Here is a 26,760-nt window from a genome sequence, read left to right on the forward strand (position 1 = left end):
TCCATCGCGCCACGGTTGCCGGCTTCCATCACACCTGGTCCGCCACCGGTGACAATCACGTTTTTCTTGCCATCGCTGGCCTTGGTCACCAATTGCGCAAACTTGCGGGTTTCATCGTAGAACCGAGACAGCTCCGCCAGCGTTTCCGTCCGAGCGGTGTCTTTCTTGGATGGCTCCGGAATACGCGCACCGCCAAACAGCACAACTGTGCTTTCGATCTCATGCTCGTCCATTGCCAGCTCAGGTTTCAGCAGCTCCAGCTGAAGCCGCACTGGGCGCAGCTCTGGACGACACAGGAAATCCTCGTCTGCAAAAGCCAACCGATAAGATGGCGCGCGCGTCTGTGGGGTGTCCGGAACTTGGTTGGCGGATTCACGGTCTGAGTGGGCGTCTGCCAGTGGGTGGCGGCGATCGTCTGTCATGGTCACAGGTCCTTGCTTGCGCGTTTCTCTCAGGCCTATAGGGTCCGCGCTAACAAAACCAGTGACAGGGAAGTGAAAATGGACTGGAGCACAGAAATTGCCGCGGCTGCGGTGCGGATCAAGGGGCACGTGCTGCGCACCCCGGTTGTGACTGTGGAAAACGGCTTTGGTCTGGATTTTCCCATTCAGATGAAGCTGGAGCAGATGCAGCACACCGGCACGTTTAAAGCCCGTGGTGCGTTCAACACCCTGCTGTCGTCTGACGTGCCCGAAGCTGGGTTGGTCGCCGCTTCTGGTGGCAACCATGGGGCCGCCGTGGCCTATGCGGCGCATAAGCTGGGCCACAAAGCCCGCATCTATGTGCCGGAAATGGCCGGTCCAGCCAAAGTGGCCTTGATCCAAGACGCAGGCGCGGACCTCGAAGTGGTGCCGGGCGCATACTCTGATGCGTTGGACAAAGCGCTGGCCTATGAGGCGGAAACCGGCGCAATGCAGATCCACGCCTACGACGCGTTGGGCACCGTGGGCGGGCAGGGCACTGTTGCGCTGGAATGGGAAGAGCAGGGGCTTGATGCCGACACAGTGATCATCGCCGTGGGCGGCGGTGGCTTGATTGGCGGGGCTATGGCTTGGTTTGACGGTCGCCGCCGGGTGATCGCTGTGGAGCCTGAAACCTCTTGTGCGCTTAATGCCGCTCTGAAAGCGGGCGAGCCGGTGGATGTGGACGTCTCCGGTGTGGCCGCCAATGCGCTGGGCGCAAAACGTATTGGCCAGATTTGCTTCGACCTTGCGGTCTCCACAGGCGCGGACTCAGTGCGCGTGACAGACGACGCAATCACGAAAGCCCAACACGCCTTGTGGCGCGAACGCCGCCAACTGGTGGAACCCGCCGGGGCCGCCGCGCTGGCCGCTCTGATGTCAGGCGCCTACGTGCCCGAACCGGGCGAAAAGGTTGCCGTTTTGGTCTGTGGCGCCAACATTGCACCGGACCCGTTTGAACAAGCGACATAATGAGCGCGTGACGCCCGCACCCGATCCCGTTAGAACACCTCAAATTCCAAGACATCCGGAGCCTGAAAACATGTCGAATGCCCAACTGGAACAAGCCATCGAAGCCGCATGGGACGCACGTGACACCATCACCTCTGCCACCACCGGCGAAACCCGCGACGCGATTGAGTCCACGCTGAACGCGCTCGATAGCGGCAGTCTGCGCGTGGCGGAGAAGATGGAAAACGGCGACTGGCACGTGAACCAATGGGCCAAAAAGGCCGTGCTGCTGGGCTTCCGTGTCAAAGACATGGAAATCCAAGACGGTGGTCCACAGGGCTCCGGCTGGTGGGACAAAGTCGACAGCAAATTCAACGGCTGGGGCGAGAAGCAGTGGCAAGACGCCGGTTTCCGCGCCGTGCCAAACTGCATTGTCCGCAAATCCGCTTACGTCGCACCAAGCGTTGTTCTGATGCCTTCATTTGTAAACATCGGCGCTTATGTCGATGAAGGCACCATGGTGGACACATGGGCCACCGTTGGCTCCTGCGCGCAGATTGGTAAAAACGTGCACCTCTCCGGTGGTGTGGGCATTGGTGGCGTTCTTGAGCCTATGCAGGCCGGTCCAACCATCATCGAAGACAACTGCTTCATCGGGGCGCGTTCTGAGGTGGTTGAAGGCTGCATCGTGCGCGAAGGTGCCGTGCTGGGCATGGGCGTGTTCATCGGTCAGTCCACCAAGATTGTCGACCGTGAAACCGGCGAAGTGATGTACGGCGAAGTGCCGCCTTACTCCGTGGTTGTGGCGGGCTCCATGCCCTCCAAAAACGGTGTGAACCTCTACTGTGCGGTGATTGTGAAGCGCGTGGACGAGCGCACCCGCTCCAAGACCGGCATCAACGAGTTGCTGCGCGACTAAACCGCGTTACAGACAGCTAGAAAGGCCAGTCCTTGATCGGGGCTGGCCTTTTTCGTGGGTTTTACCGGCGGAACGTGGCGCCAAACCATGTTTCAAGCAAAGCATCATAGGTGCCATCCTCGCGCAGTTTGAGCAGGGACTGGTCAATTTCCTCGCGCCATGGGCTGCCGGTTGGCAAGGCAATGCCATAGTTCTCTGGTCGATAAACGCGTTTGATCAGACGAGAGTCATGGCGCCCGTCGTTGGTGGCAAAATAGGCCAGGATCGGGCCGTCAAACACCACGGAGTCAATGTCACCTTCCTGAAAGGCCGCCAGCAATTCATGAGGGGTGTCAAAATCACGGAACCGAATATCTCGGGCGGTCAGGAATTGCGCAGATGTTGATCCGTACACGGACCCAACTTTTCGGCCTTCCAGATCGTTGATGCTGTCCACGGAATCCTGCAACGCTTCGACCGTCACCGCAGCCGTGATGGTGGCGACAAAGACAGAGACAACAAACAGGCTGGCGACCACAAGGATCACTGCAAAAAACCGCCCTGGTCGGGATTGAGGCATGCGTTCTTCAAAGCCGCCGTTGACCACCAAGTTCAGCGCCCACCAGAAGGATGGGAACAACGCATCTTTGGCGGGTCGATCAAAATAGGGCTGATGGCGGCGCTCAAACACCCACATAATCATGCCACCGCCAAACAACAGGCCCAGTGCGATCAGAATGGCGGTCATGATTTCCCGCGTGAGCAAGCCGCCAATCCGCGCCAGGCTGCCTGGCTCTTCTGGCAACAAGATTTGAATGCCACTCTCAAAAATGGGCTGGCTAAAATCCATCACGGTTTCACGGGAGGCTGTGATCGAGATATTGGCGATGGCTCCGTCCACCGTGCCAGCTTCCACCGCGCCCAACATGTTGGTGAAGCTGTCCTGTGGCACAAACCGAATGTCCGCGCCCAGGTCCTCTCCGATGGCTCGCATCAAGTCGATGCTGAATCCACGCGCGCCGTCATCCCCCAAAAACACAAAGGGGGGTCTGTCGACGGTGGCAAATGTGAGAGTCTCTGTGGTTTGGGCTGTTGCCAAAGGAACAAAGAGCCAGGAGGCCAGCATGGCCACGAAGGCTGAAAGGAGAACGCGCATAGTGAGTACCGGAGTTGCTTGGCCTCCCCCTATCCCGCACCAATTGAGCCGGTCAACTGCGCGGTGCTGTTGACCTGAGGTTTTGTGGCTCTAATTGGGGGTTTTTGGCCTTTATGCCGCAGCCAGAAGCGCCTCAGCTTCATATTTTCGTAAAGACACCCGTGCGGACGGACCGAATCCATAGCCCATCAAAGCGTCGGAGGTGGGCATGAGTCGCAGAATTTCATCACGCGTATCGGCATCAAAACTGTCCAATGTCTCCTGACCCGGATGGTAGCTTTCGCTGTCCAGACCATTGGCGCGCACAATCTCATGCCGATCAAACAGGATATGAACATAGGTCACCGGCCCATGATGTTCCCGCACAGTGATTGTTTTGCCGTTTACAAGATCCTTGGCTTTTACCAGCACTTCAGATTCACCAAACAACATGGCCGCTTGGGAGGATTTTATCAAAATGCGGTGGTTGGGCGAAAACTCAACCGCGCCATGATTGCCAAGCGCGTCTTTTTCCAGCCGAATGGGGGCATCCGAGCCGGTGGCTTGGCGCGTGGTGGTGCCAATCCAATTCAGTGATTGAAACCCATTGTCGCGAGTCAGAACCATGTCCCCCGGCATAAGGTCTTCGACTTTTTTCAGACCAGTCTGTGTGACAATCTCCGTGCCAGCCACAAAACACGGTGCCGTGGTTGTGGTTACCTTCACAAAGCCTGTGTCTGTGTTGCCATCAGTATCCTCCACCTCGTAGGTGAAAGCTTCGGTGCCCAAGTCGCTGTCTGTCTGGATCGAGAGTGTGCCATCGTCGTTCAATGTCACAACTTCGCCAGAAGGCAGTGTCACCGAATCCCCAGCACTGACCTCCTGACCGTTGATCTTGGTGATGGTCATTGTCACGCCATCGGAGGCCGAGTCATTGGCCAGAACATCTACGGTTTTGGTGGCGTCGGCGCCGATTTCATACTCATCGTCATGCGCCAGAAGCGCACATTGAACCGAGTCACCGGCAATCAACAGATTGGAGTCGTATTTGTCATCCCCCGTGTCAGCGATGCCAATTTTGATGGTGTTGACTTCGCCTGGGGTGACCGGTGCCTTGACTGTGAGGGTTACGGTCAACCCGTCCATCTCGCTATTGACCGCCTCACCGTCAGCGGGGTTATCAATGTAGAGGTTGCTGTTGCTTGTGTCGTTGATGTTGTCGACGGTGGTATCACCATCGCCAATCGACAGCGTCGCTTTTTCGCCGTTGATCCAAATGCCAATGGCGTCGTTGTATCCTTCGTTGACGTATTCCAGGTATTCTTCGGACGAAAATACAATTTGCATGGTCAGCGTGTCGCCGTCGGGAATGAAACTGGCTTCAAACACTGCCGCGTCATAGGTTTCGTCCCCGGCGATACTGGACAGATCGTCGTCGCCTGAGGTGTACATTTGACCGGTTGTGTCGCTGTTTGCGTTGGGATCGCCATCAGAGTTTGTAAAGTCTTTGGCATACCCAGTGGACAGGATCAGCCCGGTATCGGAGGGGGTAGCATCTGGTGCCACGGTATCGCCGTCCGAATAGATCCCGCTGGACATGGCGTGCCCTGTGTAGCTTGCGCCCAATACCTCGACACCTGAGCCAAAAATGGCATCCGCCATTTGCGTCGCACTGGCACTGGTATCAATTGGCAGTTCTGATGCGGTTGGCATGGTGGTCCCCTATATGCATTCCCAAACTATAAATGTGGCGTCTTTGCCCGATTTCTTTTGGGAACGTGGTCGAAAGCTTTGGAATAACGGACAGATACTATTGTCCTAACATCAGCTTGCGCTCTGCAACTGCAGAGTGGGGATTCGAAAGTCACCAGTAGAAAGAGGGCACGTTCTGCGCGCTGTAAGTTTGGAATACAACCCTTTCCAAAAGGTGACCAAATTTTCGCAAGACTCTGAAAATTCGGCTTAACTTTGCTAAAATCCGCTGGATGCAGGGTCGTGTGATATGCGGACAGGTTGACCCTATACCGTGGGGCACGTTAAGGCCGACCCAACAGAAAGGCCGTGTTATGACCCAGGAAAAGAAAAAGAAGAAAACCCGTCAGCAAGTCTACACGCTGTTGGTGCAGGTGGGCCGTAAAGACGATGACGGTTTGCCAGAAGAGGCCACCGGGGGGGCGCTGATGATTTATGCCAGTGGCGTGGATGAAGCGGAGGCTGTGCGCGAAACCGTTGCCATCCTCAAGCAGGCGGATCTGAACCCACTGGATGTGACCGGATATGGCACCGTTGAGGAGCGCGAAGAGCAAGGCCATGAAATTGATGGCCAAGAGCGCGAATTGATGCAGCGTGCGTTGGATGAGAATTCTGTTGTGGTGGCACAGTTGACGCCGTTTTATCACGGCGAAGAATCCGAGGACGCCACCACCGAGCATTAAACGCCATTGTGTGGCGCTATGCGGCGCGCTGGGCTGCCAAGGTGAGCGAATCAAATTCCCGTAAAACCGGGAAAGCAGTGCGGGCGTGTTCGGGCAGCAATTGTCGCGGGTACCCGGACAACAGACTGGCACTTAACAGATCTCGCCGCCGCCGCATCCGTCCCACATCCATGCTTTCCACATAGGTATCGGCTGCCAACATGGCTTCGTGGTTGGGCAAAAGCAGCTGGCAATAAGTCACCAATGGCGCGGTGCCAGCGCTGGTGGCAGCATTGCCATGCAGCAGATGCCCGGCAGGGATCAACACAAACTCTGATCCAAACATGTACTCAACGCGGCTGCCGCCAATCACCAAACGCTGTGTTGGGCTGGTCACAATATCGCGGCTGAGGCCAAAAAACGGGGCACGCAGTCGAATGGGTGCGAAATGCCCCGCTGCGGGCACGGTGCGGCGCACGTTGGCCAAAACCGGCACCAAATCTCCGGATGGAGTTTGCACCACATCGCCGCGTTTTAACTCACCAACACGGCGATACCCCTGTGACGTCATCACCGGGGTGTCTTCAGACAGGCTTGGCATTGGGCCAATCGGTTCAATTCGGTTTGAAAAGGCAATAAAGGAGAGGTCGCTGGACAACACCCGCGCCTCGGCATCCTGCACACATTCACGCACTTCCGCCAAGGTTAAGGCAATGGGGCGGGACAGAGTGCGCAGCGCTACGCGCCATGTGCCGGGTTGCTCAACTGCGAGACGGCCGACATCAGCCTGAACATCCCACGAATAGGTCACACGCAACACGTCAGCCCGACCGCCGGTGTCCAGATTGACGGCGACATGTGCCGTGCGCCCGCCACGGTTGATAACCAGCACCACACCGCCGCCGGGGACCGCCTGCAAGGAAAGCCTAAAGCCACTGCCGGATTGCGAGGACATCCCCAACAGTGTTTGCGGGCGGTTGTAAGGCGACACCCGGGTTTCCACGACCATGCTGCCCCGCGCCAGTTGACGTGAAGATACCGATGCCTCGTCAGGCAGTGTGCCGTGCACGTTTGCCACCCCGTTTGGGTCAAACAGGGCGCGTTGTTTATCCCAGAGTGCGATCCAGCTCATGGGTTACGCCCCGCCAAACGCGATTTGGGACAAGGTTGCCACTTCAAAACTGCGTAAGCCACGCCGCGCCATTTGTCCGTAGCCCGTGCCCGACACAGGGTCGAGTTCGGGGAACAATGCGCAAATCTCCGCCACGATCTCTGGCTCAAAGCTGCTCGCGGTCTGTGGACCGGGCAAATAGCTTTCCGTCATGAGTTTCTCGGAGAAGACAATCTGGTGATCATCAAACATCAAATGCACATATTCGACGTCGCCACCGGGAACGCGGCGGATGGTTTTGTCGTTGACCAAATCGCGCGCTGCCACCAGCACTTCTTCTTCGCCAAACAACAGCTCAGCCCAGGCGTTGCGAATCAACACGCGGTGTAACGGCGACAACAGCAACTCCCGATGGTTGCCTAGCGTGTTTTCCATGATCCTGATCGGGGCCATTGCGCCGGTTGCTGGCACTTTGCGCTGGCCGATCCAGCGTACCGGCTGTGGGCCGTTGTCCAAGGTTTCTACCAAGTCACCAATGTTCAAACACTCAATCGGCACCTCGCCATAGGGTGTTCTGATAAAGGTACCAACCGTAAAACACGGCGCCTGATTGATCTTGATGTAGCCAACATCGGTTTTGCCGTTGCCGTCATCAATTGTGTAGGTGAGGTTGACCTCTTCTTCGTCACTGTCCCCTTCAAACGTGATGGTGCCGTCCGCATTCAGGGTAATGATTTGCCCGCTTGGCAAGGTGATCGGCGTGCCAACGGTGACCGGTTGCCCGGAAATATGCGTGATGGTCAACGCATTGCCCGTGTCGTTGACGTCATTGGCCAGCACATCCACGGTCCGCGTGCCGTCAATGGGCAGGTTCACTTCGTCGGTGTTGGCAATCAGTGACGTCTGCAACGAATTTGCGGCAATCAACAGCGAACTGTCGTAGCTGCTGTCAGACACATCTGCGACAACGATGCGGATGTCGTTCATGCCTTCAACAATGTCGAAGGTCAGCGTCATGGTGATGGTGAATCCATCCATCTCGGTGTTGTAGAGGCCACCGGTGTTGTCGACAAACATGCTTTCGTTGTCGCCGGTGTTGATGTTGCCGGGATCCACATCGCCATTGCCAATTTCCAATGGCACATAGCTGCCGTTGATCGAGACCGCGACAAAATCCTGATAAATCGAGCTGACGTATTCCGGGTATTCTTCGGAGGCAAAAACAAATTGCATCGTCATTTGCCCGGCTTCATTCGCAATGAAGGACACATCCAGATAAGAGGCGTCATAGGTGTTTGTCCCAGCCACCGCGTTGAATTCGGCGTTATTATCCTCGCCGTTGGTGTCAGAGGACCGGTTTGTGCGCTGGTTGTTTCCGCCCCAACGATTGGAAAAGTTCCTGGCATGTCCCGTGGACAGGATCACACCTTCGTCACTTGGGGTCGCGCCGGGGGAAACGCTGTCGCCATTGGTGTAAATGCCGGAGGAGGAGTTCTGCCCATTGTAGTCTGCGGACACAATGGTCACGTCATCGCCAAAAATGGTCTCCGCCATTTCAAATGCGGAAGCGCCGGTATCTACTGGCAATCTGGGCATGTCTGCTCGCCTCATTTAATTGAGGCACGCCACACAACAACGCCCACCTGCTCACAGGGCGCTCATACGGGTTTCCTCGCATTTCGAGATGCGTTTGTCGGAAACCTTTGGCTTTTTAGCCGAACTGCTGGTGACCTGCCTCGGTCAGTTTTTATTAACGTCAACTAAACATCATATTTTTCCGCTTGTTAAGGGGCGCCGCACCGCTTTGTGTCCCAAATGTGGCTTTCCGGTCCGGTGTGGCTGTGCCACAACCCTTTGCGCAAGCATGCCACACAAGGAAACCCGCCATGACCAAGACCGACGCCGCACAGTTGACCGCAGATCTGATCCGCTGTGCCTCGGTGACGCCGGAAGAGGGTGGGGCGCTGGTGTTGCTTGAGAAACAGCTTTCGGCTGCTGGATTTGAGTGCACCCGCGTCGATCGTGGTGCAGTCAGCAATCTTTTTGCCCGCTGGGGCCGCAAGGGTGACAGCAAGACCTTTGGCTTCAACGGCCACACCGATGTGGTGCCAGTTGGCGATGCCGCTGCCTGGACGGTCGATCCGTTTGGCGCAGAGATCAAAGACGGCATCATGTACGGCCGCGGCGCCACCGACATGAAATCCGGTGTCGCTGCCTTTGCCGCCGCTGCCATCGACCTTGTCTCGAACACACCGCCGGAAGGCGCGATTATCCTCACCATCACCGGTGACGAAGAGGGTGATGCCATCGACGGCACCACCGCGCTTTTGGACTACATGTCCACAGAACAAGAGCGCATGTCCGTCTGTCTGGTCGGCGAGCCAACCTGCCCCAACGAGATGGGCGAGATGATGAAAATTGGCCGTCGCGGCTCGATGACCGCCTACTTCACCTTCACCGGCAAACAAGGCCACTCGGCCTATCCGCACCGCGCCAGCAACCCGCTGCCGGTGATGGCGCGCCTGATGGATCAGTTCTCTTCTGAACCTCTGGACAATGGCACCGATCACTTTGACGCGTCGACCCTGGCAGTTGTCACTATGGACACCGGCAACCCAGCCACCAATGTGATCCCGGCAGAGTGCAAAGCCACGCTTAACATTCGCTTCAACGATTCCCACTCCGGCGCGTCTCTTACAGAGTGGATGCAGGCAAAAGTTGATACTATTTCGGCGGAAACCGGCGTTGGTGTCGACATGAAAGTCACCATCTCCGGCGAGAGCTTCATCACCCCGCCGGGCGCCTTGTCGGAGCTGGTTGCCACCTCTGTGGAAGCTGAAACCGGCCGCCGTCCTGAACTCTCCACTTCAGGTGGCACATCCGATGCGCGTTTTGTGCAGCACCACTGCCCGGTGGTGGAATTTGGCCTGGTTGGCAAAACCATGCACCAAGTGGATGAGCAGGTGCCGGTGGAACAGATTCATCAACTCAAGGACATCTACAGCCGCATTTTGCGAGACTATTTTGGCTAAACACCATCCAAATCTTGTGGTCATGCTCAAGGAACCTCGCCCCGGCCGTGTGAAAACCCGACTGGGACGTGACCGTGGCATGACCGCCGCTGCCTGGTGGTTCCGTCACCAATCCGCGGCGCTGCTGCGCCGCCTCGACGATCCGCGCTGGAACCTGATCCTGGCCGTTGCGCCGGATCATAAGGGCCTCACATCGCGTGTTTGGCCGGCTCACCTGCCGCGCGTTCCACAAGGCACCGGCAATCTTGGTGATCGCATGGTGCGCCAACTGGGCCAACATCCCGGTCCCACCTGCATCATCGGCGCTGATATCCCCGGCATTCGATCTGCCCACATTGCGCAAGCCTTCAAGGCGCTGGGTGATCACGACGCGGTGTTTGGCCCTGCGCTGGATGGCGGCTACTGGCTTGTCGGCCTCAAGCACGCGCCTAAGCCTGGCCTCTTTGCGAATGTGCGCTGGTCCACGGAACATGCTTTGGCCGACAGCCGCGCCACCTTGCGGGACGCGCGCATCGCCACCATCACCACTTTGGCCGATGTGGACACTGCCGCCGATCTGGCACAGCTCTAAGCGTTCTCCTTCTCCAAATATCTCGGAGTTGAATTGGGCCACAGGCCCAAGAAGGGGCTGGCCCATTCCATGCCTCCAATTTTCTAGGCGTGACCTCTCCGCATCTCCGTGTTAGGGCACCCCATGCCTATGCCCAGCAAAGAGGAAGTCCTTGAGTGGATTTCCGAGAACCCGACCCTCACCTCCAAACGTGACATTGCCAAAGCTTTTGGCATCAAAGGCGCTGCGCGCATTGATCTGAAGCGCCTGCTCAAGGAATTGGAGGCCGAAGGCCATCTGCAAAAGCGGAAGAAAACCTACCGCGATCCAGAAAGCCTGCCACCGGTCACGGTGCTGCAAATTCTGGAAGCGGATGCCGATGGCGATCTGTTTGCTCGCCCGCTGGAATGGCATGGCGAAGGCGCGGAGCCTAAAATCCACGTGATCCCACGCGCTTCTGATCCGGCGCTTGGTGCAGGTGACCGCATTTTGGGCCGTTTGACCAAACTGGATGAGGGCGACATTCAATATGAAGCCCGCCTGATCCGCCGCATTGGCGCCAACCCACAGCGTGTTTTGGGCATGTTCCGCAAAACTGCCGAGGGCGGTCGCATCCTGCCAATTGATAAGGGCGACGGCAAAGAATGGTCGGTGCCCTCTGATCAAACCCATGGTGCCAAAGATGGCGAATTGGTTGAAGCCGAACAGTCCGGCCCCAAGGGCCGCCTTGGTCTGCCGCGCGCCCGTATTGTCGCCCGCATTGGTGATCCGACTGCCCCCAAGGCCGTAAGTCTGATTGCGATCCACCAACATGGCATCCCGGACACCTTCCCGGACGAGGTTGTATCAGAGTCTGATAAGGCCAAACCCGCGCCATTGGGGGCCCGTGAAGATTTGCGTGACATGCCGTTTGTCACCATCGACCCGGCGGATGCGCGGGACCATGATGATGCCTGCTGGGCGCATGCGGACGACGATCCCAAGAACAAAGATGGCCATGTGCTCTGGATCGCAATTGCCGATGTGTCGCACTACGTGACATCCGATACCGCACTCGATCGTGAGGCCCGCAAACGCGGCAACTCAAGTTACTTCCCGGATCGTGTGGTGCCGATGTTGCCGGACCGTCTGTCTGGCGACCTGTGTTCTCTGCACGAAGGGGTGCCGCGCGCAGTTCTAGCACTGCGCATTCAGATCGACAGCCACGGCAAAAAGATCGGCCACCGTTTCACACGCGCCATGATCCGCTCTGTCGCCTCGCTGAACTACGGCGAAGTGCAACAGGCGCAAGACGGCCATCCAAATGAGCGCTGCGCGCCGTTAATGGATGAGATCATCACGCCGCTTTATGCCGCATATCAGGCTCTAACAAAGGCAAAAGCCGAGCGTCAGCCGCTGGCGCTGGACCTGCCAGAGCGCAAAATTGAGCTGTCTGAGGCGGGCGAAGTCACCTCTGTGAACTTCCGCGACCGCTTTGATGCGCACAAGCTGGTGGAAGAGTTCATGGTGCTCTCCAACGTCTGTGCGGCTGAGACGCTGATTGCCAAGAAATCCCCGCTGCTGTTCCGTGTGCACGAAGAACCGACCCCGGAGAAACTCAACGCTCTGCGGGACACGGCGCAGGCTGCTGGTCTGACGTTGGCCAAAGGACAGGTGCTGCAAACCCGTCACCTGAACCAATTGTTGGTCGCCGCTGCTGGTACCGAACAGGCTGAGTTGATCAACATCTCCACGCTGCGCTCGATGACACAGGCCTACTATGCGCCGTCAAACTTTGGGCACTTTGGCCTCGCCCTGAAAGCTTATGCACATTTCACCTCGCCCATTCGCCGCTATGCCGATCTGATTGTGCACCGCGCATTGATTTCGGCCCATGGTTGGGGAGACGACGGTCTCTCGTCTGAGGCCAGCGAGGGTCTTGAAAAGACCGCCACACATATATCAGACACTGAGCGTCGGTCCATGTTGGCGGAACGGGACACCACCGACCGCTATTTGGCGGCATATATGTCCGAACGGATTGGCAATGAGTTCACCGGCCGCATCAGTGGCATTGCCCGATTTGGTGTGTTTGTGAAGTTGGATGAAACCGGCGCTGACGGTCTTATCCCGATGCGGGAGCTGGGCCGCGAGTATTTCCACTATGACCAGGAAACGAACACACTCTTAGGCTCTGACACAGGCATAGTGATTGGCTTGGGCCAACGGGTGACGGCACGCCTGAAAGAGGCCACTGCGGTCACTGGGGGTATCGCGCTGGAGCTTATCTCACTGGATGGTGAGTTGGTGAAGCGCGCTGGCCGTGGTGGCAAAGGGCGGGGCCGAGGCGGCCCCACCCGGCGCAAGGCCACCAAGGCCAAGCACAAGGCGGCCAAGACCAAACGCAAGGTCACTCGGCGGCAACGCTAAATCCCTGCATGACTTTGCCAGCGTCCGGATAGATCGCTTCGCGCACCCGTGCCACATAAGGGGCCAAAGCGGGGCGCGCTTCTACTGCATTGCGCAAGTCGGTCGCGACCGGCAAATTCAGGATCATGTCCAATACCGGCGCCACTGCGGCATCAGCTGCGGTTGGCGTGTCGCCAAACAGGAATGTTTTGCCGTCCAGTTTCGCATCGATCACCTCAAGGTCGTTGTCAAACCGCGCCTGACGGTCATCTGGCGAGAACCGCGCGATGCCTTCAGACATCAGTCCAGCCCGCACATGGCCGCGGGCTTCCTCTGCGGCCTGATCGCGCATTGGCTCAGGAACAGCGCCAAAGAAGACGTCTTTCATCACCGCCCAACAGTCGTCATTGAGCCAGCGATCATGCACCAACCCAAGACGCAGGCTCTCTTCCACGGTGCGGGTCAACGCGTGGGTTGCGGCTTTCTCGATGCGGCTCAACCCCGGCATGAAGTCCGCACCTTTAGACTCTAAATAGGCCTGAATGTTGTGGCTGTCCGGGATCAGTGTGTCGCCCACACGTGCTACAGGCACCTTACCCAAAGGCAGGGCTCCAAAATCCTGAACCATTTCTGGCTGCCATTCAACCTTGGCCATTTCCAACAGGCACATGGCCTTTAAGCAGAACGGGGAATTGGATGCGAAACGTGCGTCGCCGGGAAATGTAATGAGCTTCATGGGTGTTCTCCACTATTTGTTTGTGGGGACAGTCCTACAGAACGCTCTTGCCAGTTTTTGTCAGTAGAGTGCAGTATCGTAAAAGTATGAGCCGCACCGATCGCCTATTCCAACTCATGCAGGCTTTACGTGACCTGCCGCCCCCCGCCACTGCGCAAGCTTTGGCGCAGGAAACCGGCGTGTCTGAGCGCACAATCTACCGAGACATCGACAGCCTGCGCGGCCTTGGCGCGGTGATCGACGGAGAAGCCGGCTTTGGCTTTACCCTGATCGAAGACGCCACCTTGCCGCCTTTGGGTTTTGTGCCCGAAGAGATTGAGGCATTGGTGGTTGGGCTCAAGGAGGTCATGGAAGTGGCAGACCCCTCTCTGGCAAATGCGGCACAAACGGCTCTATCCAAGCTGAAATCACGCCTTCCCGAGGCGCAGGCCCATCGCTTGAAACATGCGGTGCTCACCGCCAAACGCTTTCACAAGCCACCCGAGATCAGCATCGATGCCGGCGCACTACGTCAGGCGGCCTGGGAGGAACGCACAGTAGCCTTTGACTATGGTGACGCCGAAGGCCGTCGCACCACACGCAAGGTCGACCCGCTCTCAATTGTCTTCATGCAAAGCGCGCATTGCCTGATGGCGTATTGCCACCTGCGCAAAGACTTCCGCGCCTTCCGCCTCGACCGCATGGTCAACCTCGACATCACGGATCGATCCTTCCGCCCGCGCCGCATCCCCATGTTGCGCGCGTTCAAGGCGCGTCTGGAAGCAGAGCAAGCGCAATCGGCAAATCCCCGCGCCTTTGATTGAGGACGCTTTTGACTCCCACGTCTGCACGCTACACTTCCTGAAAACGGGCAAGGAAAGTTGTGATGCGGACATTTGGGTTAATGGTAAGTCTGGTTATTGGTGCTCTCGCCTCAACGGCCTCCGCCGGTGCACCGTCATATTCTTTGCGCCCCGTGCTGCGCCCCTTGGCCGCCGCGCTTGATGCACAAAAACCTGTGGAGGTTGCCGCCAACACCAAAGGCCTGCAGCGCTGGATCAAACGCTACAAATCGCGTGCCCTCAAAGCTGGGATCAGCGCAACGGTGTTGGATCAGGCCTTTCGCGGTGTCGAATACAACGCGGCCATCATCAAGAAAGACCGAAATCAGAACGAATTCACCAAGACGATCTGGGATTACTTGGACAGCGCCGCATCTGATGCCCGCATTCGAAACGGCAAAGCCGCGTTAAACAAGCACAACGCCACGCTACAAAAGATCGAAATGCGCTATGGCGTGGACAAAGAAGTAGTCGTGGCGATCTGGGGTCTGGAGAGCGCCTATGGCACCTTCAAGGGCAGTACGCCGGTGATCGAAGCGCTGGCCACTTTGGCCTATGACGGGCGTCGCGGCGACTTCTTTGAGGAACAGCTCACCGCCGCGCTCAGTATCCTGCAAAACGGCGATGTGACCGTACAAAATATGAAAGGAAGCTGGGCGGGGGCCATGGGCCACACCCAATTTATGCCAACTTCATTCCAGTCTTACGCCGTTGATTTCACCGGTGACGGCAAACGCGACATCTGGTCAGGTGACCCAACCGATGCGTTGGCCTCCACGGCGGCTTACCTCAAACACTTCGGGTGGAAAAAAAACCAGCCGTGGGGTGTGGAAGTGAAACTGCCCAAGGGGTTTGATTACGCCAGCGCCAACCGCGAGAACCTAAAAAATCCAAGCGAGTGGGCGCGTCTGGGCATTAAGGACATGCGCGGGCGTGCGGTGCCCAATCATGGGAAGGCGTCGATTCTGTTACCCGCCGGCGCGCAGGGGGCGGCCTTTATGATCTTCAAAAACTTTGACGCGATTGAACACTACAACACGGCGGATGCTTATGTGATTGGCGTGGGCCATCTCGCCGACCGCATCCAAGGCGGCCCGGCCATTCAAAGCAGCTGGCCCCGTGCGGATCGAGCGCTGACCTATAAAGAGCGCATAGAGCTCCAGAAACGCCTGACCAAAGCGGGCTTTGACACGCAGAAAATTGACGGCAAGATTGGCCCGCTCACTATCGCAGCTGTGCGAGACTATCAGCGTTCGGAAGACATGGTCCCGGATGGGTATGCGTCTCTAACTTTGCTGAAAACTCTGCGCTAAAGCATAAGAAAGGCGCGCCTAGTCCGGCGCGCCGTTTGTTTTGCCTTACTCGCGGCCACTCACTACAATCACCTCTGTCCCCAGCGACACCTGCTCATAGAGGTGCTCGATGTGCCAGTTGGCCATGCGAATGCAGCCGTTTGAGCTTGGCGTGCCAATCGACTGCGGCGCGGTGGTGCCATGGATGCGGAACAGCGTGTCGCGGCCATTCTGATAGAGGTACATCGCGCGAGACCCCAGCGGGTTGGTGGGGCCACCCGGCATGCCGTCCGCATACTTGGCGTAGGCCGCAGGGTTGCGCTCGATCATTTCTTGCGTTGGGCGCCAGCTGGGCCACTCCACCTTGCGATCAATGGTGGCGCGGCCGGAGAAGTTCAGTCCTTCCTGACCAATCGCCACACCGTATCGGACGGCATTGCGCTCATCCTGCATGTGATAGAGGTGGTAAGAGGCCAGAACCACAACCAGTTGTCCCGGTTGGAAACCGTATTTCTTTTTCACCCGAACTTCTTTGGGCTTCAGGTGCTCCATCAACTCAAAGCTGTCGCCTTGAGCGGCGCGCAGGATGTGCGGCGTTGCCAAAAGGCTGGCGCCAGCGGCAAGGAAATGACGTCTCTGCATAAATACTCGTCCCGATTACATCTAAAAATCATGCCACAGACGTGACTGTGGACAAAGTCAGGAGTGCCCGACTTTGTCCATGTTTACCAAAATGTGCTGTGAAATCCCTAACGGTGCTTAGGTAGGGGACATGCCCCGCAACCGTTCAGACCGCCGTCGCAACATTTCCACAGTGGCCAAGAGCAGGATTGAGATCCCAACAAGAATTGTTGCCACCGCCAGAATAGTTGGGCTGATTTGCTCACGCAGGCCTGTGAACATCTGCCATGGCAGCGTTTTCTGGCTTGCCGATCCCACAAACAGCACCACCACCACTTCATCAAACGAGGTGATGAAGGCAAACAGGCCGCCAGAAATGACACCAGGCAGAATCAAAGGCATTTGCACTCGGAAGAATGTGGTGACAGGATTTGCGCCCATATTGGCTGCCGCCCGAGTGAGCGAGCGGTCAAATCCGACAAGTGTTGCCGTCACGGTGATAATCACAAACGGAATACCCAAAACAGCGTGTGCTAGCACCACTTTCACATAGCCCACAAAGGTTTTGTTCAAGCCCAAAGTGCCTTCCATCCAGTTGCCGATTTGGCTGTAGAAGAAGAACATGCCTGTCGCCGAAATGATCAAAGGCACAATCATCGGGGAAATCATGATTGCCATGATGGCGCGGCGCCCGGGCACGTGGCTTTGGGACAGGCCAATGGCCGCCAAGGTACCAAGGCTGACCGAGATTACCGTCGCAATGGGCGCAATGATCAGAGAGTTTTTGAAGCTGCGCTGCCATTCGTTGTTGGTGAAGAAGTCCTGATAGTGCTTGAGCGAGTATCCTGCCGGATCCAGTCGCAGCATTTCTGGCGTGAAAGTGAAGAAATCCTGCGCGTTAAACGACAGCGGCATCACCACAAGGATTGGTGTGATCAAGAAGGTGAAGATCGCGCCACAAATCACACGGAACGTATAGTGCCACAGCACCTGTTTAGGGGTCAGGTAAGGCAGCAGGCGCGCACGATAGCGCCCTTCGTAAAGCCAGTAGCTGAACCAATGGATAAACCAGCCATACAGCAGACCAATAATTGCCGCTGCAATTCCGCCAAACCAGAAGCCAAGTGCGCCGTAGAGCGCAATTGTCAGCCATTTGCCCAGATTTTCGTTTTTGAGCACAAAGATGTAGAGGGCAGCGCCCGCTACAGCCATCAGCGCGCCAATCAACACGCCCAACGTGCCGGAGCCATTTGAGGTGCCGATGAAGAGGCCAAAGAAGCCGCCTGCGGCTGCCACGGTGGGCAGAACCAAAGACATCGGTTTGCGGGAAATCGGAGTGAGTGCAGCCATGGTTCTTATCCCAATTTCACGTTGTCGATGCCAACAATCTTGTCATAGCACCAGTAGAGTAGCAGGACGACGCCCAGCAGGATGGTGCCCAACGCCGCAGCGAGACCCCAGTTCAGCGAGCTTGAGATGTGATAGGCAATCCGGTTGGAGATAAAGACACCTTTGGTGCCGCCCACAATTTCCGGTGTGATGTAGTAGCCGATTGCCAGAATGAACACGAGGATCGAGCCTGCACCAATGCCCGGAACCGACAGAGGGAAATACACCCGCCAGAACGCCGTCCAGTTGGTGGCGCCCATGGATTTGGCAGCCCGCAAGTAGGTCGGCTGGATGGTCTGCATCACCGAATACATCGGCAGGATCATAAACGGCAGCAGGATATGCGTCATCGCCACGATGGTACCAAATTGGTTGTTGATCATCACCAGGCGGGCGTCATCAGCCACCAGGCCAATCCAGACCAGCACTTCGTTGATCACACCCTGTTGTTGCAGCATCACCTTCCAAGCGGAGGTGCGGACCAGAAGCGAGGTCCAGAACGGCAGCAATACCAGGATCATCAGTATGTTTGCGGTGCGGGCAGGCAGGTTGGCCAACAGCCATGCCACCGGATAGCCCAACATAATGCAGCTGGCCGTAATCATCAGCGACATAAACAAAGTCCGCTGGAACAGTTTGATCAGGATACGTTTGTCTTCGGGCTGCGCTTGTGCCCCATCCGGGGTGCGCTGCATGTCGATGGCGTTGAGGAAGTAGCCGTTGGTGATCTTCACGGAATGGGTTTTGATCACCGCCCAGGTGGTCACGTCGCCCCATTTCTTGTCGATGTCGATCAATTTGTCCTTGAACGGACCATCCGTGGCCGGATCCAGTTTTTTGATCTTACGGCCGGATTTTCGAAACAGCGAGGACATGCCGGTTTCTTCATAATTCAGGCGCGTGCCCAATCGCGTGTGTTTCTTGGCATCAATTGCGACCACCATATCCGCAATAAACGCGGCGTAGAGGGCTTCCTCAGGCAGCTGTCCACTGTCAGCATCCCAGTTCTGAAGCTCTTCTACCGTAAGCGGAAGCGTCTCCATGACAATGCTATTTTCCACGGAGCGGAACAGCATGGATGCGATGGGAAATACAAAAGAGATGAGGACAAACACCAGCAAAGGCGCAATCAGCATCAGGGCACGCGTTTTTTGCAAACGGAGTGCTCGTGCGAGGCTCTTTTTAAGTGGTGTGCCGTCGGCGGCGAGCACAGGCCCGCTTTGGGATGTGGCGTCGGTCATAATGTCCCCGTTGTGTCTCACATGTCAGGCTTATGTGACGCCCGATCTTTTGTGGAGAAACAGGGCCGCCCAACGCGGCCCTGTTCAAATCTTGCTAAGCGAACTTATTTCGCCAGCCACGCCTGGAATTTGGCGTCGATGTCGTCGCGGTAGTCAGCCCAGAACTCGTAGTTGTACAGGAAGGTGTTCTGCGCGTTGTTAGGATCGGTTGGCATATGTGGCGCCATGTCGATACCCAGTTCCGCGTGCTTACCAACCAACGGTGCGGAAGACGCACGTGCTGGACCGTAAGAGATGTACTTCGCCTGATCTGCCAGACGCTGTGTGTCTGTTGCAAACATGATGTAGTCCAGTGCCTGTGCTTTACGCTCATCAGACAGACCAGCTGGGATGATCCAACCGTCAAGGTCAAACACCTGTGCGTCCCACAGCATGGCAACCGGCTGTTTCTGCTCTTCGATCACAGCAAACAAACGACCGTTGTAGGTGGAACCCATCACAACTTCACCGTCAGCCAGCAGCTGAGGTGTGTCGGCGCCAGCAGACCACCAAATCACGTCGTCTTTGATGGTGCCCAGTTTGGCGAGCGCTTTGTCCTGACCTTCTGGTGTTGCCAGAACGTCATACACGTCGCTTTTTGCAACACCGTCACAGAGCAGAGCCCATTCCATGTTGTTGATTGGACGCTTTTCCAGCGCGCGCTTGCCAGGATAGGCATCGGTGTCAAACACGTCACAGATGGTGGTTGGCGCTGTGTCACCAACCAGATCGGTGCGGTAGCCGAATGTGGTGGAGTATACGATCTGCGGGATAAAGCAGTCCGATACCAGCAGGTCGCCGAAGTCTTCAGAAGCAGAGGTGCCATCTGGCGCAGCGGCCAGTTGAGTGTCCGCGTCGATTTCCATCGCCAGACCTTCGTCACACAGACGGATCGCGTCTGCGGCAACAACGTCCACAACATCCCAAGTCACGTTGCCGGCTTCGTTCATCGCACGCAGCTTGGCCACGGCTTCCGCGGAGCTGTCGTCGTTGATGATGGTCACGCCGGATTTCGCGGAATAGGGCTCGTGGTACGCTTTCAGTTGCGACTTAGAGTAAGCGCCGCCCCAGGATACGATGGTCATTTCCTGCGCCATGGCGGCAGGTGCCACCAGTGCAGTTGTGACGGCGAGAGCTGTCAGCTTGGTTTTCATTGGATACACTCCTTGTTGAATTCTTAAGTTTTGTTCTTTTTGGCTCCGGATCTTACGCCCGGTTTTGTGCGCCAGCCCTTTCTAGGCGTCGAGCGCACGGCAATCTTCAGGCAACCAACCAATTTCGATCTGTTGGCCTGGGGTGAGCCGCTCCACATCCGGCGCGTTTCGGGTTTTGATGATGAACTCATCATTGCCCGCCACCGACAGGCGTGTGCGGAAGATGTCACCCATGTAGATGAACTCTTTCACTTCGGCTTTCAGCGTATGTGCGCCTTCCTGAATACGGTCTTTGTTGTATTCAACACGCTCCGGACGAATCGATACGCGGGTGCGTGCGCCAGGCTTCACGCTTTCATGCACTGGCTGACAGTCGATTAGCTCGCCATCATCAAGTTGCACAATGGCGATGCCGTTGTTGATCTCTTTGACCACACCTTCCAGCGTGTTGTTCTCGCCGATGAACTGCGCCACAAAGCTGTTTTGCGGGTTTTCATACAGCGTGTCAGGCGGATCGAGCTGCTGAATGCGGCCATCGTCAAACACCGCCACGCGGTCTGACATGGTCAGCGCCTCGGTCTGGTCGTGGGTCACATACACCGTTGTGATGCCAAGATTATGCGCCAGATTGGTGATCTCAAACTGCATTTTTTCGCGCAGCTGTTTGTCGAGCGCGCCAAGCGGTTCGTCCATCAGCACCAATTCGGGTTCAAACACCAGCGCCCGCGCCAGTGCGATTCGCTGTTGCTGACCACCAGAGAGCTGGGCTGGGCGACGGCCGCCAAAGGCGCCCATTTCGACCATGTCCAACGCACGCTTGATTTTCTCTTCGCGCACGCTTTTACCCATCTTACGCACTTCCAATGGGAAGCTCAGGTTCTCCGCGATCGTCATATGCGGGAACAGCGCGTAGTTCTGGAACACCATGCCGATGCCGCGTTTGTGCGGTGGAATGTTGTTGATGGAGGTGCCACCAAGGCGAATGTCGCCATGTGTCGCCGTTTCAAAGCCCGCCAACATCATAAGGCAAGTTGTCTTGCCAGAGCCGGATGGGCCCAACATGGTCAGAAACTCGCCTCGCGGCAGGCTCAGGTTCAGATCTTTGACGACGAGGGTCTCACCATCATAGCTCTTTTGCACGCGGTCGAATTCGACAAACGCGTCGTTAGATGCACTATCAGCCAATAATCGGCTCCCTGTGTTGTCCGTCGGCAGATTTGCTCTGCTCGTCTGTCTCAAGTGTAACCACACCTGAGCTTGAATGCGCAAGCCAGCATTCCGTATGGGAAAGATTGCCAGCCATTCAGAAGGCTCGACGTCGGTTTGCGACACATTGACGTCGATTTTCGCCAATTATGATCAAATGGTAAACCCATAAGTCTGCAAAGCCTCAAGGTTATTCCGGCTAAAGTTGCAAAGCCTCCGCTGGAGCGGGCAATAAAAAACCCGGAGCAGGGCTCCGGGTTGATCAATTGTGCGCAAAAATTAGGCAGATTACTTATAGAGCCCTTCGGATTTGATTTGCTCAAAGGTCTGATCCAGGGCGCGAGTCGCCCGCTCGATCAGCATGTCGATGTCGTCACGGGTCATCACCAGCGGCGGAGAAATGATCATGCGATCGCCAACATGACGCATCACCAGATTGTTGCCAAAGCAGTGCTCGCGGCATTTGTAGCCGACGGTACCGGCTTCCGCTGCAAACGGTGCGCGGGTGGCTTTGTTTGGGGTGAGTGCAATGGAGCCCATCATGCCAACGATATTGGCTTCTCCCACCAGCGGATGATCGGCCAGTGCCTCCCATTTCTCTTTCAGGTACGGCGCCACATCGTCGCGCACATGCTCGACAATTTTCTCTTCTTCGATAATGCGCAGGTTCTCAAGCGCCACCGCACAGGACACAGGGTGACCGGAGTAGGTGTAGCCATGGTTGAACTCTGTGGCGGCAACCACTTCGGCCACTTCGTCACAGACAATGCTGCCGCCAATTGGTGCATAGCCAGACGACAGGCCTTTGGCGATCGACATGATGTGCGGCTTGATGCCCACAGTCTGGCTGCCAAACCAATTGCCGGTGCGGCCAAATCCACAGATGACCTCGTCGGCAATCAGCAGGATTTCATACTTGTCACAGATGCGCTGGATTTCCGGCCAATAGGTTGCTGGTGGCACAATCACACCACCCGCGCCCTGGATAGGCTCGGCTATAAAGGCCGCCACGCGGTCTTCGCCCAACTCAAGAATCGCTTCTTCCAACTCTTGTGCCCGATGCAGGCCAAACTCTTCCGGTGACATGTCACCACCCTCAGCCCACCAGTTTGGTTGGTTGATGTGGTGAATGTCCGGGATTGGCAGGCTGCCCTGTTGGTGCATCGGCACCATGCCGCCAAGGCTTGCACCCGCCACGGTCGACCCATGGTAGGCGTTCTTGCGGCTGATAAAGACCGTCTTGGTGGGCTTGCCCTTAGCGGACCAATAGTGGCGCACCAAACGCAGGTTGGTGTCATTGGCTTCTGAGCCGGAACCCGCATAGAACACATGGTTCAAATCGCCCGGCGCCAACTCGGCCAGCTTTGCAGAGAGTGCAATCACTGGCACGTGGGTGGTTTTGAAAAACGTGTTGTAATACGGCAGCTCGCGCATCTGACGTGCTGCCACCTCTGCCAGCTCGTCGCGCCCATAGCCGATGTTCACACACCACAATCCTGCCATCGCATCCAGAATTTGTGCGCCTTCGCTGTCGGTCAGCGTCACGCCTTTGGCTTGGGTGATCACCCGTGCGCCGGCCTCGTGAAAATCGTTCTGGGTGGAGAACGGGTGCATATGGTGCGCCACATCCAGCGCCTGGAGCTCCGCAGTGGGCAAGTGATTGGTGATCGCGTTCATGGCTAACCTCGCAACAGAATCAGGGTGGGCAAAACGGCCAAATCACCGCTTCACATCTCTTGCCACAAAAATATGATCAAATTCTGATTAGTCAATCGTGTCGCTAAAAGCAGTGCCATCCAGCAGCGCTTCGCGGATTTGTTCCATGCCCTGAACCACGTCTTCGCGCATCGCATCGGCGGCGGATTGCGCGTCTTTCGCCTTTAATGCGGCCAATGCAGTCTTGTGATTGTCGGGCAAATTTTGCGTGCCCATACGCCCGCACACCACCCGCATCGATGGGCCGAATCGCAGCCAGACACTGTTGGCAACATCCAAAAGAACCGGGGCGTTTGCGACCGCATAAAGCTTGGCATGAAACGCAAAATTCTGACGCAGATAGGCTGAAACGTCTCCCCGCGTGATGGCGTCATCCAGCCGTGCATCGATCGTTTCCAGCGCCGTAATTTCCTCGCGTGTGATCTTTTCTGCCGCCTGTGCCGCCAGTCGCGACTCTACGGTTTCTCTCAGGAAAATAAGGTCATCAATGGCATCTACGGTCATCATAGGCACCACCACACGTCGGTTGCCGCGAAACTCCAGCGCCCCTTCACTGGTTAGGCGGCGAATCGCTTCACGGATCGGGGTCATGCCGGCACCGGTGCGTTCGATCAAACCTTGGATGGTGACCGCCTGACCCGGCGCCAATTCGCCAAAAAGCACCGCATCGCGCAACTGCGCATAAACCTGCTGATGCACCGGGACGCGAGCCGCGTTTTCGTCGCTATGTTCAAAACCTTGTCCCAATTTCCCAGTGCCTTCCATTTGTGCAAACTATTTCTCAATGCGATGTGCTAGAACGTATAATCATCGGCAAAATGCACAAGCATATTGCCATAACGCAAAAACTTGATCAAATTAATCTCACAGAACGCGACCGGGTCGAAGCCCGGCGTCCAACGGGAGAACATCATGAAGACATCCTTCATCGCACTCGCGGCCACCATGGCGCTTGGTGCAACTGCCGCCACCGCCGAAGAGGTGCGTGTTTACAACTGGTCCGACTACATCGACGAAGCCCTGCTCGCCAAGTTTCAGGACGAAACCGGCATCAAGCTGATCTACGATGTGTTTGACAGCAACGACGTGCTGGAAACCAAAATGCTGGCGGGCAACTCCGGCTATGACGTGGTTGTGCCCTCCGGCACCTTCCTGCAGCGTCAGATTTCCGCTGGCGCTTTCCAGAAACTGGACAAGTCCAAGCTTTCTAACGCGGGCAACATGTGGGACGTGATCGACGCTCGTACCAGCAGCTATGACCCCGGCAATGAATACTCCATCAACTACATGTGGGGCACCACCGGCATTGGCGTGAACGTCAACAAAGTCAAAGAAGTGCTGGGCGAAGATGCGCCCATTGGCTCCCTCGCGCTTATCTTTGATCCGGCCAATATTGAGAAACTCGCCGCCTGTGGCGTGCATGTGCTTGATGCCTCGGATGAGATGATCCCGGCCGCGCTGGCCTATTTGGGTGAAGATCCTGACAGCCACGACAAAGACGTGATTGCCAAAGCTGAGCCGCTGTTCACCGCCATCGCGCCGTACATTCAGAAATTCCACAGCTCTGAATACATCAATGGCCTGGCAAACGGCGACATCTGTGTGGCTGTTGGCTGGTCCGGCGACATTCTTCAGGCGCGTGACCGCGCGTGGGAAGCGGAAAATGGCGTTGAAATTGCGTACAATGCGCCCTCCGAAGGGGCGCTGATGTGGTTTGACCAAATGGCCATCCCTGTGGATGCACCCAACGCTGAGGCTGCGCATAAGTTCCTGAACTTCATCATGGATGCGCAGAACATGGCAGATGCCTCCAACTACGTTTACTACGCCAACGGCAACAAGGCGTCGCAGCCGCTGTTGGAAGAAGACGTGATTGGCGATCCGGCAATCTACCCGGACGAAGCCACACTTGAAAACCTCTACACCACCTCGCCTTACCCGCCAAAGGTGCAGCGCGTCGTGACCCGTATGTGGACCAAAATCAAATCTGGCACCTAAGCCTGATTTATGCAGGCTCGCGCGGCCATCGCGCGAGCCTATATTGACTCTCGAACACTCCCGGAGACCGCCATGGCGCTTGACGTTTTTGCCCCTTGGGAAGATCCCAACGCAAAACCCCTGATTCAGTTTCAGAACGTGACCAAACGCTTTGGTGACTTTACGGCCATAGACAATCTGACTGTGGACATCTTCGAGCAAGAGTTTTTTGCGCTCTTGGGGCCGTCCGGATGTGGCAAAACCACGATGATGCGCATGTTGGCCGGGTTTGAAACCCCCACCGAAGGGCAGATCTTTCTCGCGGGGCAAGATATTGGTGCGGTGCCGCCAAACAAGCGTGCAACGAACATGATGTTCCAATCTTACGCGCTGTTCCCACATCTCTCGATCTGGGAAAACATCGCCTTTGGTCTGAAGCGGGACAAGATGCCCAAGGATCAGATTGGCGAGCGCGTCGAAGAGATGCTGCGCCTGACCCGGCTTGAAAAGTTTGCGCGTCGCAAACCCCACCAAATCTCTGGTGGTCAGCGCCAGCGTGTGGCCCTAGCCCGCTCCTTGGCCAAAGCCCCCAAGCTGCTTCTGCTCGACGAACCGCTTGGCGCGCTGGACAAAAAACTGCGTCAGGAAACCCAGTTTGAGCTGATGGACATTCAGGAAACCACCGGCACCACCTTTGTGATTGTGACCCACGATCAGGAAGAAGCGATGACAGTGGCGAGCCGTGTCGCGGTGATGGACCACGGCCAAATTGTACAGGTCTCCACGCCGGATGTGATCTACGAGGCGCCCAATTCCACCTATGTGGCGGACTTTATTGGCGATGTGAACCTGATCGCTGGCAAAGCTGATCCGCAAGGCGACAAGCTGCACATGCATTGGGCCGAAGGTCAGCCTGCTGTTGTTGGCTCACCCCTGGAAGGGGCCGCCAAAGGCCAGGATGTGCACTACGCCATCCGGCCAGAAAAAGTCTCTATTTCGGCTGAAAAGCCTGAAGGTGCGGCCAACGTTATCCAGGGTGAAGTGCATGACATTGCTTACCTTGGCAATATCTCGACCTACCACGTGCAGCTTCCGGGTGGCCAAATCATCAAGGCACAATCCGCCAACAACCGCCGCATCTCCCGCCGCGCCTTTACGTGGGAAGACAAAGTATGGCTCAGCTGGACAGACACCGCCGGTGTCTTCCTGGAGCGCTAAGAGATGCGCCGCCTCCTGATCGCCGTCCCATTTCTATGGCTGCTGGCACTCTTCATTGTGCCGTTTGTCATTGTCTTCAAAATATCCCTGTCTGATCTGGCTGTGGCGATCCCGCCATACACGCCAACCTTGGACATCGCCGAAGGTTGGGCTGGGCTAAGAGCCTTCTTTGCGGAGTTGGATTTTGAGAACTATATCTGGCTGACCGAAGACGATCTTTATTGGAAAGCCTACCTCTCCAGCCTCAAGATTGCGGTGATTTCGACCCTACTGACCTTGCTGGTGGGCTATCCCATCGCTTATGGCATTGCCCGTGCGCCGCACGAATGGCGCGCCATGCTGTTTATGCTGGTGATCTTGCCGTTTTGGACCAGCTTCCTGATCCGCGTGTATTCTTGGATGGGCATTCT

General features: G+C 56.7%; 22 protein-coding genes and 2 pseudogenes. 11 read left to right on the forward strand and 13 right to left on the reverse strand.

The annotated features are described in order from the left end of the window. Nucleotides 1–422, reverse strand: a pseudogene (locus QZ517_RS11790) (lysine decarboxylase); the annotation flags it as partial. A gap of 78 nt (nt 423–500) precedes the next feature. Between QZ517_RS11790 and QZ517_RS11795 the strand changes: the two are divergent. Next, nucleotides 501–1,433 (forward strand): threonine/serine dehydratase, encoded by a 933-nt coding sequence (locus tag QZ517_RS11795; protein ID WP_294227017.1) that lies wholly within the window; start codon nt 501–503, stop codon nt 1,431–1,433. 70 nt (nt 1,434–1,503) lie between these two features. Beyond that, on the forward strand, nt 1,504–2,331 hold the full coding sequence (gene dapD / locus QZ517_RS11800; RefSeq protein WP_294227019.1) for a 2,3,4,5-tetrahydropyridine-2,6-dicarboxylate N-succinyltransferase: 828 nt from the start codon (nt 1,504–1,506) through the stop codon (nt 2,329–2,331). Between the two features lie 61 nt (nt 2,332–2,392). Here dapD and QZ517_RS11805 read toward each other — a convergent pair whose 3' ends face one another. Both QZ517_RS11805 and QZ517_RS11810 read right to left on the reverse strand, forming a co-directional pair. Then, the gene (locus QZ517_RS11805) at nt 2,393–3,466 is read right to left on the reverse strand and encodes a transporter substrate-binding domain-containing protein (RefSeq protein WP_294227021.1); all 1,074 of its coding nucleotides are present in this window, start codon (nt 3,464–3,466) and stop codon (nt 2,393–2,395) included. Between the two features lie 111 nt (nt 3,467–3,577). Then, on the reverse strand, nt 3,578–5,158 hold the full coding sequence (locus QZ517_RS11810) for a choice-of-anchor L domain-containing protein (protein ID WP_294227023.1): 1,581 nt from the start codon (nt 5,156–5,158) through the stop codon (nt 3,578–3,580). Nucleotides 5,159–5,511: 353 nt separating this feature from the next. Here QZ517_RS11810 and QZ517_RS11815 point away from each other — a divergent pair, with 353 nt between their 5' ends. Next, nucleotides 5,512–5,880 carry a hypothetical protein gene (locus QZ517_RS11815; protein WP_294227025.1) on the forward strand — a complete coding sequence of 123 codons (369 nt, stop codon included), beginning with the start codon at nt 5,512–5,514 and terminating at the stop codon, nt 5,878–5,880. A gap of 16 nt (nt 5,881–5,896) precedes the next feature. Here QZ517_RS11815 and QZ517_RS11820 read toward each other — a convergent pair whose 3' ends face one another. Together QZ517_RS11820 and QZ517_RS11825 are read right to left on the reverse strand one after the other, a co-directional pair. Beyond that, on the reverse strand, nt 5,897–6,991 hold the full coding sequence (locus QZ517_RS11820; RefSeq protein ID WP_294227027.1) for a Hint domain-containing protein: 1,095 nt from the start codon (nt 6,989–6,991) through the stop codon (nt 5,897–5,899). Nucleotides 6,992–6,994: 3 nt separating this feature from the next. Further along, nucleotides 6,995–8,566, reverse strand: a complete 1,572-nt coding sequence (locus QZ517_RS11825; protein WP_294227029.1) for a Hint domain-containing protein — start codon at nt 8,564–8,566, stop codon at nt 6,995–6,997. Between the two features lie 290 nt (nt 8,567–8,856). On the opposite strand from QZ517_RS11825, the gene dapE reads away from it, so the two are divergent. The 3 genes from dapE (at nt 8,857) to rnr (ending at nt 12,961) form a co-directional block, all read left to right on the forward strand. Continuing rightward, the gene (gene dapE / locus QZ517_RS11830) at nt 8,857–10,002 is read left to right on the forward strand and encodes a succinyl-diaminopimelate desuccinylase (RefSeq protein ID WP_294227031.1); all 1,146 of its coding nucleotides are present in this window, start codon (nt 8,857–8,859) and stop codon (nt 10,000–10,002) included. Nucleotides 10,003–10,024: 22 nt separating this feature from the next. Next, the gene (locus QZ517_RS11835) at nt 10,025–10,573 is read left to right on the forward strand and encodes a TIGR04282 family arsenosugar biosynthesis glycosyltransferase (protein ID WP_294227059.1); all 549 of its coding nucleotides are present in this window, start codon (nt 10,025–10,027) and stop codon (nt 10,571–10,573) included. Between the two features lie 123 nt (nt 10,574–10,696). After that, nucleotides 10,697–12,961: a ribonuclease R gene (gene rnr / locus QZ517_RS11840; RefSeq protein ID WP_294227033.1), complete on the forward strand. Its 2,265-nt coding sequence runs from the start codon at nt 10,697–10,699 to the stop codon at nt 12,959–12,961. On the opposite strand, the gene QZ517_RS11845 is transcribed toward rnr, so the two are convergent. Beyond that, complete coding sequence (locus tag QZ517_RS11845; protein WP_294227035.1) at nt 12,942–13,676, reverse strand: glutathione S-transferase family protein; 735 nt, start codon at nt 13,674–13,676, stop codon at nt 12,942–12,944. The two genes, rnr and QZ517_RS11845, sit on opposite strands and share 20 nt — an antisense overlap. 86 nt (nt 13,677–13,762) lie before the next feature. On the opposite strand from QZ517_RS11845, the gene QZ517_RS11850 reads away from it, so the two are divergent. Both QZ517_RS11850 and QZ517_RS11855 read left to right on the forward strand, forming a co-directional pair. Then, nucleotides 13,763–14,479: a YafY family protein gene (locus tag QZ517_RS11850; RefSeq protein WP_294227037.1), complete on the forward strand. Its 717-nt coding sequence runs from the start codon at nt 13,763–13,765 to the stop codon at nt 14,477–14,479. 62 nt (nt 14,480–14,541) lie between these two features. Beyond that, nucleotides 14,542–15,810 carry a lytic murein transglycosylase gene (locus tag QZ517_RS11855; RefSeq protein WP_294227039.1) on the forward strand — a complete coding sequence of 423 codons (1,269 nt, stop codon included), beginning with the start codon at nt 14,542–14,544 and terminating at the stop codon, nt 15,808–15,810. 45 nt (nt 15,811–15,855) lie between these two features. Here QZ517_RS11855 and QZ517_RS11860 read toward each other — a convergent pair whose 3' ends face one another. The 7 genes from QZ517_RS11860 to QZ517_RS11890 form a co-directional block, all read right to left on the reverse strand. Then, nucleotides 15,856–16,431, reverse strand: a complete 576-nt coding sequence (locus QZ517_RS11860; RefSeq protein WP_294227040.1) for a L,D-transpeptidase — start codon at nt 16,429–16,431, stop codon at nt 15,856–15,858. Between the two features lie 117 nt (nt 16,432–16,548). Next, nucleotides 16,549–17,760 (reverse strand): ABC transporter permease, encoded by a 1,212-nt coding sequence (locus QZ517_RS11865; RefSeq protein ID WP_294227042.1) that lies wholly within the window; start codon nt 17,758–17,760, stop codon nt 16,549–16,551. A gap of 5 nt (nt 17,761–17,765) precedes the next feature. Then, complete coding sequence (locus QZ517_RS11870; protein WP_294227044.1) at nt 17,766–19,040, reverse strand: ABC transporter permease; 1,275 nt, start codon at nt 19,038–19,040, stop codon at nt 17,766–17,768. Nucleotides 19,041–19,144: 104 nt separating this feature from the next. Continuing rightward, on the reverse strand, nt 19,145–20,233 hold the full coding sequence (locus tag QZ517_RS11875; protein WP_294227046.1) for an extracellular solute-binding protein: 1,089 nt from the start codon (nt 20,231–20,233) through the stop codon (nt 19,145–19,147). Between the two features lie 81 nt (nt 20,234–20,314). Beyond that, nucleotides 20,315–21,418: an ABC transporter ATP-binding protein gene (locus tag QZ517_RS11880; protein ID WP_294227048.1), complete on the reverse strand. Its 1,104-nt coding sequence runs from the start codon at nt 21,416–21,418 to the stop codon at nt 20,315–20,317. A gap of 309 nt (nt 21,419–21,727) precedes the next feature. Further along, nucleotides 21,728–23,116, reverse strand: a complete 1,389-nt coding sequence (locus tag QZ517_RS11885) for an aspartate aminotransferase family protein (RefSeq protein WP_294227050.1) — start codon at nt 23,114–23,116, stop codon at nt 21,728–21,730. An 87-nt stretch (nt 23,117–23,203) separates the two neighbouring features. Further along, nucleotides 23,204–23,920: a GntR family transcriptional regulator gene (locus QZ517_RS11890; RefSeq protein ID WP_294227052.1), complete on the reverse strand. Its 717-nt coding sequence runs from the start codon at nt 23,918–23,920 to the stop codon at nt 23,204–23,206. A gap of 147 nt (nt 23,921–24,067) precedes the next feature. On the opposite strand from QZ517_RS11890, the gene QZ517_RS11895 reads away from it, so the two are divergent. The 3 genes and pseudogenes from QZ517_RS11895 to QZ517_RS11905 form a co-directional block, all read left to right on the forward strand. Further along, nucleotides 24,068–25,153: a polyamine ABC transporter substrate-binding protein gene (locus QZ517_RS11895; RefSeq protein WP_294227055.1), complete on the forward strand. Its 1,086-nt coding sequence runs from the start codon at nt 24,068–24,070 to the stop codon at nt 25,151–25,153. A 72-nt stretch (nt 25,154–25,225) separates the two neighbouring features. Continuing rightward, on the forward strand, nt 25,226–26,350 hold the full coding sequence (locus QZ517_RS11900) for an ABC transporter ATP-binding protein (protein WP_294227056.1): 1,125 nt from the start codon (nt 25,226–25,228) through the stop codon (nt 26,348–26,350). Between the two features lie 3 nt (nt 26,351–26,353). Continuing rightward, nucleotides 26,354–26,760 (forward strand): annotated as a pseudogene (locus QZ517_RS11905) (ABC transporter permease); the annotation flags it as partial.

It is taken from the genome of uncultured Shimia sp., from assembly GCF_913054185.1.
Taxonomy (GTDB): Bacteria; Pseudomonadota; Alphaproteobacteria; order Rhodobacterales; family Rhodobacteraceae; genus Shimia.